We start from the raw sequence: 7,514 nt of genomic DNA on the forward strand, positions 1-7,514 counted from the left end.
AGATCAGACATGTTCACCGCTCGTTTTTGAACCGTGAATCACGCCGCAAAACGGAAATCAATGGGTCCTGACCCTAGCGCTCACCTGTAGAAAACTTGACAGTTACCGGGTTTGCGCCTTTAACGCGCAGCTCCGCCACATGGTCACCTGGCTTGGGTACATCGATCCAAGCATCCAGATCTTTGGCGACCTTCTTGCCGTCCAGATACCATTCAACGGATTTTGCTTCGGTGCGGCCAGTGAATGTACCCCAGAGATGCAGCGGTCGGTCCGGGCGCACCACTTGCCCCTCAGAGGGGTGAATAATGGCGAGTTCGGGTGGCGCTGGTGGCAGTTTAACTTGCTTGGTGTCTGCCGTTGCGGTGAAGTAACCGTCATGAGCAAGGACCCTAATCCAAACCTTGTCGACCGGAATGGTGTTGGGGTCGATCTCAACGCTGTTACCTCTCGCACCAACCCTGAGCCCGTTCCAGCGTTCACCATCAGAAGACCATTGCAGCCAAATATCGGGATCGTAACCACGCTTGGCACCGGTCGTTTTCCAGGAAACTTTTAGACCAGACTTGCCAATGCTGGCTTCAGCCGAAGCCAATTTAACCGGCCGTGCCGGTCGCTTGCGCTCCCATATGACTGCGTCCCCCTGGCAGATGCGGATTGCAATTCCGGAGCCGACATCGCCCATTGCCGCAATGAAACTATACGGCGGTTTAGGCGGATCCTTTTTATCGCCTCCGCCGCAACCGCAGCCATCGCCATTGGCGTCGTGATTATCCATTGTGAACACCGGCGCAGATGAGATCACCTCGTCCTTGTCCCCGATCAACTGCAAAACTAGATCGGTACGCGCGCCAGACATACGCAAGGGCCGGGTTGGAACCCGTACGAGGCTTGCGACCGAGACCTGCATGTCTTTGCCGACCTCTCCCACGATCGTCACGAAAGGACGCATCTGGTCTTGCCTGTCGACTTCCATGGCGCCTGCCCCCACCGAATTGCCGCCAGACACGCCTGTTGCCAGCGCCACCGGGTCAAATTCGGCGCGGTTCAGCATATAGTTATGCGTAAAGATCGAGACCCACCGGGGGCCGCAATAACCCATCAGATCCTCACTGTTGGCTGGCCGGTGTATTGTCCCGTCATTTGTGTCGAGGCCGTATTCGCCGATGCTCGCATCCGAATAGACAGTGTTGCCATTGCTATCGGTCGTTGTCATGCCGGTATCGTAAGGCTCGTAAAGCGGGTAGCTCGCGTTTGGCGTGCCGACCGTGCCACATGGGGCATGTGGTAAACCCGCCTGATGGCCCAACTCATGCGCCAACGTGACCGGGCTACCGGACAAGCCAGCGCCGTTGCCGCCGCTGGCGCATCCTGTGTTGCCATGCGAGCGCGGGATCGCCGCATTGACCAGTCCATAGTAAAGCCAATCGCCCTGATTACCGTCATTCGTGCGCGCGTTAGCCACGAAATTCAGGATCGGCGTCCAGTTGGGATCGCATCCCCCCGCTGGGAAATTGTTGTTTGTCAGACCTTGTGTTGTTGTCTGACTGTCGATGATCCGCACGTTGGGCGTACTGCCTACCGGGAAAACCCGAAGCGCAAAGCTGGTATCAGCGGCAACTTGCGCTGCGTTGGGGGCAGGCAAAGTAATATTGGCGCCGCCGCCCATCGGTGGACCGTTATAGCCAATTGTGACGGCTGCAACGCGCAACTCTTGCTCAAGATCGACATCAACAAGCTGTTGGGCCGTGCCGCTGCCTCCATAGCAATCGTCTGGCGACGAGACAGTGATAGAAAGGCGCAAGAGCCCGGTCATCACGTTGGCAGGGATAATGAAGTTCAGCGTCGCATCAATGTCGCGTCTCTCTGCGTCGTAGCTCGAGAAACTGTCCTGCGCTGTCACCGGGGCATTGGTCGGAACGATATTGGCTACCGTGGACCAGATCCCACCAACCCGGCGTTCCACTTGAAGTGTGCCACTGACATTGCCGAGCTGCCCATTATCGAAATTCGGATCCTGCCCACTGCGCAGATATGTCCGCACCCAGGCCGATTTATTGGCAACAAGTTGAAGGGAGTTGTCCGGGCCGCGGTCAGCTGGATCAGTCAGATGCTGGTTGGCACGGAAATACTGAATCGCCTGCGTTACCTCGACCCCGTCGATGGATAGATCCGGCGGGTTCTGGAAAACGAGGTCTAAGCCCTGACTTACTGTAGGAGGTTTACATTTACCGGTCACGACGATTTCGACCCGCACTCGGGTCGTTTGGTCGAAGTCAGTCTGATCGAAGTCCCAGCGTCCCAGATCGGGGGCCGGTGAAATCTGCGCAATGGCAGAGCCGGTGTCTGTATTGACGATGCGCACAGTCACTGAGTCAGCGGCGCAGACCTTCCAGCGGATTTTCAGAACCTCGCCGGGTAACAGGCAGTCGTCGTTCTGATGCCCTTTGACGATAAACTTGAGAATGTCAGCGCTTGTGCCTTCGAACTCAGCCAACATCGTGCCGCTTTTTCGATAGTCCAGGAAACGATCGCAGACGCTGATCGTTTGGGTCGGAGGAATGATCGCCAAACCACATCCTGCACTGGACGGGACGATCACGCAGATGCGTTCGTCTGACCACGAGGTCGGCACAGCGATCGGACCGGGGTTCATCGTGCCATGCTGGGTGAACTGCACTTGCCCCGCAATATCGCCAAACCCGCACCCGCAGATCGCAACCGTGTCACCGGGGCAGGCACGCTCTGGGTTGATCTTGGTCACGGTGTAGCATTCGATACTGCACCAGTTTCTATATGCATCCGTGATGCAATCCAGGATGGGCTGGCGGACACAAGTTTGACAGCAAGGCACTTGTCCACAAGAGGTTTGACCGGTGCAGATGCACATCACATATTCGAGCAGATCCTTAAAATGACGCCCTGCGTGCGGCTTCTTGCAAATCAGGTTGACAGCTGCTTCATGAAGCGCGGTCAACACCTGGAACCGGCAACGTTGTTCAAGCAGCGCGCCGACGTATTTGATCATTGTTGGTCTGTGACCACAGGATACATGCATGGCCGCAAAGACCATCAAGCTCATGTCTTTGTCAGCGATCAGGGACTTACCGGTCGGGCAGACATGGTCGGAACAGCACACCGGGTTGGGTTTGGATTTGATGGGCCTACAGCTGTCATCATTGCAGTCGTCGGAAAAAATGTCCTGCAAGATACCGCCTGCATCATCCCCGGATGCGCCGCCACAGCCGCAGCCTGTTGGCGACGTGGCACAAAGAGCATTGAGGACATCCACATAGCGCCCCTTGGCAGCGACGTCTCCGTTCAGAACACTCCAGGCATCACTAAGCGAGTTGTCAAAAATCGCAAGCGTCGGGCGGATGCACTCAAAGAAGTGAGTGCGCTTGCGCAGCAACCGATCAGCATCCGCAAGCTCAAGCGCTTCCTCAATGTCATCAAGAACGCTTTCTGGCAAAAACGGCTTATCCGGTGCAGCCCAGCTTAACGGGCGCCTCAGGTGACACGCCAGCTTCTTTGCCGGGATGGCGACGTCGATTTTAATATCGTCGGTGCAGGAACAATCCTCAATCTTGAGCCGGGCTTTATGGATGCGCACGCCATCGCGGTCGCGCAGCTTTATCCGCAATTCCATCGGACCTGCACATCGACAGTCTTCGGGTATTTTCGACGAATCCACTATGAGCACAAATCGGCCATCGGCGGCCGTCAGGACGCATCCAAGATCGATCTTACAGCCGTCTCGCTTGCGCCAGCCATCCCCAAATACCGCCTGAATCTTGACCAATATACCGTGTACGGGCTGACCGTTCTCCTGTTGGGTGACACGACCGAAAACAGATTGAATAAGACTGGACATAGCTAAAGTAAGCCTCCGTTTTAAAAATGAACTTCTGTCAATTTCTCTTGGGAATTGCGCCAAATAGGACGCTTTACACCAATCTCGACCAAGTGTGATTTGCAAATTTGGAATAGTGTTAATGCTGTTTAAATATGCCTTTATTTTGCGCCAAAATACCCAAAATGTCAATCAGGTGCCACCTAGGGCGTCGCCGCTCGGAGGCATTAACAGCAATGAACACCGCACTCCTTCCGCACGGTGCCAAGTGCAAAATGCCGCACAGCTCTGACGTGAAGAACTGGTTATTGTGCAATTTTACCGCGCACGCGGCCAAAAAGCACTGAGCGGCCCATAAAAAGCATTCAACACCCCGCTGGCATTCTGCGGACGCAGCCCGCATTTCGGTCATTCGCTGCAAGTGCAAATTTTGGCGCTGCTCGTACTCACACATTGCGGACGAAGCTGCCGGTTGCTGAACGTCTGCTTCCCGTTAACGCTGAATCTCAGACGATCCACCCAAAGACATACCCCGCCCCAAGCGAACCAAGAACTGCAAGCAGCAGATAGAGCATCAACGGTTGCAATTTGAGCACCGGTGCGATGGCCATAGCACCCCAGATGCTGACAACACCGCCCGAGACAAGGAAAGCCATCGCCGCGCCTTCGGACATGCCGTTGTCGATCAACCCGCGTGTCAGCGGGAGCGCAGCGTAACCGTCGATATAGGCCGGGGCACCGACGAAGACTGCGGCGGGTATTGCCCACCATTTGTCTTCGCCAACATATGTTGCTAGTGCGCCCGGCGTGAGTGCGGTGTTCAGGGCATACTCGGCGGCAAATGCCGGGATCAGGCAGATCAGGATCAGCCGCGTGGTCGCCCAGAACTGTCTGCTGAAAGAATGCCTTCGTGCCTCAGACCGCCATACCCATGGATCAAAGGGGTGATCCCTGCCGCATCGTGCGGCACTCAGTTGGCGCGCAAGACCATTGTCTCGAAGCGCGCTCATTGCCCAAGGTGTCTTGGCGAATAGCCCTGTGACCACGCCCCCGAATATGCCTAATCCGAAAGCTGCGAGTGTTTTGCCGATCGCAAAGCTCAAACCCAGTGTCGCGGCTGTTGTCGCGAGCATCGCCGGATCAGTTATTGGGGAGGACAGCCAGAATGCCATGATCGGAGCGAGTGGCACGCCCGCTGCCAGCAATCCGGCCATTAAAGGCAGCACTGTCACACCGCAGACCGGCGTGATGGCTCCGATGAGCGATGCCGCCAAAACCGCTCTCAGCGTCCTGCCCTCGAACGCGCCAGCGATGTGGGTATCCGCGCCGCTGGCGATGATCCAAGCTGCTAGAACGATGCCCGGAATGACAATGGGGGCAACGACAATTAGACCCCATAGGACGAACCTTGCTGCGTTTGCGGCGTGTTCCGGCCAAGCAAAACCTACACCTGCCAATAGAAGCAGAAACAGGCCCCACACTAAGGGTTTCCGGTTGGATGGTCGGTTGGCAGCTGTCTGATCGGACATGAGATACTCCTCTGACCTTGAAAAATAGTGCGGCACGAGGCATCTGTGAAACGCATAGTTACAATTTCCGATATTGGAAAAACAAATGGAAAACCTGGATAGCGATCTTCTGCGAACCTTCGTCGCCGTGGCTGATGCCGGAAGCGTCACAGAAGGCGCCGCCCGCATCCACCGGTCGCAGTCTGCAACGAGCCTTCAAATCAAGCGCCTCGAAGCGATCCTGGGTCAGCCGGTCTTCGACAGGCATGGTCGCGGGGTGGTCCTGAGCGACACGGGACGAAAGCTATTTCCAGTCGCGCAGGACGTGACGGCACGTCTCGATGCGGCACTACGAGAGATTTCCCAGAACACGGTAAGCGGGAAACTACGTTTGGGCATACCCGACGATCACGGACGAACGAAACTCGCGGCGATCATTGCGACCTTCACCCGCCATCATCCGAAAGTCGAACTGGATGTCACATGCGCTCTGAGCACCAGTTTTCCCGAGGCCCTCGACAAAGGTTCGCTGGACCTTGCGGTCTATGAGGTCGAAAACCCGTCCAGCCAAGAGGAAGTTCTTTATGAAGACCCAACTTATTGGGTGTCGTCGGTGCGCTGGAATTTTCAGATCGATGAAAGCCTTCCGGTGGCCTTGTTCGATCATGCATGCTGGTGGCGCGACGCGGCAGTCAATTCATTGCAAGCCCGCGGAGAGCCATATCGCGTTGTATATTCCAGTCAGAGCGTCTCTGGCGTGATTGCAGCGGTTGAAGCTGGGATTGCAGTAGGTCTACTTGGTCGCTCGTCGTTTCACGCAGGTCTATCGGTGGTGAACGACGCATTGGGCTTCGGAAACACGCCTGCCTCCAAGCTGGTGATGGCATCCAGCAAGCCGAAAGAACAAGGGCCTCAGGACGCTATGAAGGAGGCGATCCGAGCCGCATTTATGGCCAAGCCATAAAAAGCTGACTTTCGCTGCGCTCTGTCGAATGGGCAGGTCGGACTAGGTTCCTGACATCGGAGGCGGCGCGGCATCCTGTGGTATGACGCCTGTGTCAACGTCGGGTCGTCGTTTTGGGAGGGCATGGCGGATCGGAGGATTAGTCATGGAAATACCAAACTTACCTGCCATTCGCGCACTTCGACTAGCCTGGAACAAGGGCCGCATTGTCGGTCAGAAGCGGCTACTGAAACCAAAGCATGTCTGAGCAATCTGGGTGCGGCTTGAATTGGCAGAGTACCATCGTGATCTTGCTCTGTTCAATATGGCAATCGACAGCAAGCTTCGCGGCTGCGACCTTGTGAAGAGGAAAGTTGTGGATGTGCTGGCGTCAGGCCAGATCAGGGAACCCGCCTCAGTGCTGCAGAACAAGACGCAGAAGTCAGTTCGGTTTGAGATATCGGAAGGCACCCGCACATCCGTCGAAAAATGGATGGAATACGAATTGATGGTCGGATCAGAGTTTCTTTGGCTAGGCCGTTTTCATGAGCGCCTTCACATATCGACACGTCAGTATGCGTAGATTGTTCGGGACTGGGTCACGTCGATCGGACTGGAAGCAAGTGCATATGGCACGCATTCGATGCGGCGAACGGAAGTCACTCAGTTCAACAAGAAGACTGGCAACTTTCGCGCCGTTCAGCTTCTGTTGGGGCACACAAAGATGGACAGTACAGTCAGGTATCTTGGCGTTGAACTTGAGGATGCCTTGGCCATTGCTGAAGCTATTGAAATCAAACATCTCTGGGCCGCCTACACGGTCGGCCCTTACCGGTCACTCGACATGCCGTCACGATGCTGCGGTCGCAGCCCACTTTTCGGTCATTCGCTACGACAGCAATATCTCAACACAAGCGAACTCACAGAACGCGAACGATACTGTCTTTCGCTGCCAGCGCACCAACGGCAGCTATTTACGCATCGCGTCTGTCGCAAAGAGAAAGAGGCAAAACCGGATACAGGCCAATCACTTCGGACAATTTGAAACGGGTGCCCTGGTACTTATTCACGTCGACGCCGCACGAACTTACGGCTTTCAAACTAAGTTTTCGACGAAATTGGTAGCGAACTTATTACTAGGGTCAGGACCCATTGATTTCCGTTTTGCGGCGTGATTCACGGTTCAAAAACGAGCGGTGAACATGTCTGATCT

Annotated in this window: 5 protein-coding genes and 1 pseudogene; 4 read left to right on the plus strand and 2 right to left on the minus strand. The window is 55.6% G+C overall.

Going from position 1 to position 7,514, the window contains the following annotated elements; genetic code table 11:
* Positions 1-73 precede the first annotated feature (73 nt).
* Positions 74-2,761 carry a hypothetical protein gene (locus AC2FHW_RS19770; protein WP_496708385.1) on the minus strand — a complete coding sequence of 896 codons (2,688 nt, stop codon included), beginning with the start codon at positions 2,759-2,761 and terminating at the stop codon, positions 74-76.
* 105 nt (positions 2,762-2,866) lie between these two features.
* Between AC2FHW_RS19770 and AC2FHW_RS19775 the strand changes: the two genes are divergently transcribed.
* Both AC2FHW_RS19775 and AC2FHW_RS19780 read left to right on the plus strand, forming a co-directional pair.
* On the plus strand, positions 2,867-3,499 hold the full coding sequence (locus AC2FHW_RS19775; protein ID WP_496703425.1) for a hypothetical protein: 633 nt from the start codon (positions 2,867-2,869) through the stop codon (positions 3,497-3,499).
* Between the two features lie 12 nt (positions 3,500-3,511).
* Positions 3,512-3,877, plus strand: a complete 366-nt coding sequence (locus AC2FHW_RS19780; protein WP_496703427.1) for a hypothetical protein — start codon at positions 3,512-3,514, stop codon at positions 3,875-3,877.
* Between the two features lie 479 nt (positions 3,878-4,356).
* Here AC2FHW_RS19780 and AC2FHW_RS19785 read toward each other — a convergent pair whose 3' ends face one another.
* Positions 4,357-5,379, minus strand: coding sequence for a permease (locus AC2FHW_RS19785; RefSeq protein WP_271952824.1), 1,023 nt, complete (start codon positions 5,377-5,379; stop codon positions 4,357-4,359).
* Positions 5,380-5,464: 85 nt separating this feature from the next.
* On the opposite strand from AC2FHW_RS19785, the gene AC2FHW_RS19790 reads away from it, so the two are divergent.
* A complete protein-coding gene (locus AC2FHW_RS19790; protein WP_271952822.1) occupies positions 5,465-6,322 on the plus strand; it encodes a LysR substrate-binding domain-containing protein in 858 nt (285 codons plus the stop codon).
* A gap of 304 nt (positions 6,323-6,626) precedes the next feature.
* Positions 6,627-7,097: pseudogene (locus tag AC2FHW_RS19795) on the plus strand (tyrosine-type recombinase/integrase); the annotation flags it as partial.
* Between the last annotated feature and the right edge of the window lie 417 nt (positions 7,098-7,514).

It is taken from the genome of Ruegeria sp. YTSA108 (assembly GCF_059610185.1).